The 508-nt window shown below is 66.7% G+C and carries 2 protein-coding genes; one reads left to right on the top strand and one right to left on the bottom strand.

The window, feature by feature from the left end:
- Window positions 1-182, top strand: a 182-nt coding sequence (locus N0A24_12340; GenBank protein ID MCS7174123.1) for a hypothetical protein, incomplete at its 5' end; no start/stop codon positions are given.
- A 34-nt stretch (window positions 183-216) separates the two neighbouring features.
- Here N0A24_12340 and N0A24_12335 read toward each other — a convergent pair.
- On the bottom strand, window positions 217-508 hold a 292-nt coding region (locus tag N0A24_12335; GenBank protein MCS7174122.1), incomplete at its 5' end, for a VOC family protein.

The raw sequence follows: 508 nt of genomic DNA, 5'->3' as shown, positions 1-508 counted from the left end.
ACCTGCAGTCGTTTTTTGGGATGAAGCGGAGATCCACGGGCGGTTGGAGCGGATGCTGGTGCGCAGCTTCCATCGGGTGGTGGAGGTGGCGGGCGACCCACGTGGATCCGCGCACCGCGGCCCTCGTCCGGACCATCCAGCGGGTCAGGGACGCGCTCCTGACCCTCGGGACCTACCCGTAAGCGGAGATGGGGAGGGGGTACCCCCTCCCCACGCTCACGCCTCCACGGGCGGGCTACCGTAGGTGTAGAAGGTCTCCGGAAGACGGCCGCCGAACCAGATGGTGCTACGCTCCAGGTCGCTTTCGTTGGAGACGTCCCACACCACGGTCTTCCACGTGGGGTCGAAGATCAGGTACCCCGTGTCCCCGAACAGCTCCACGCGGTTTCCGCCGGGCTCGAACACGTACAGGAAGTAAGCCTGCGTGGTGCCGTGCTTCCCGGGGCCTGCTTCGATGGGGATCCCGTAGTCCGCGCACACGTCCGCCAGATCCGACAGGTGCTGTGGG

The organism is Armatimonadota bacterium (assembly GCA_025059775.1).
Lineage (GTDB): Bacteria > Sysuimicrobiota > Sysuimicrobiia > Sysuimicrobiales > Sysuimicrobiaceae > Sysuimicrobium.
Note: the sequence above shows the minus strand (reverse complement) of the source record. Positions and strands in the feature narration are given on the sequence as shown.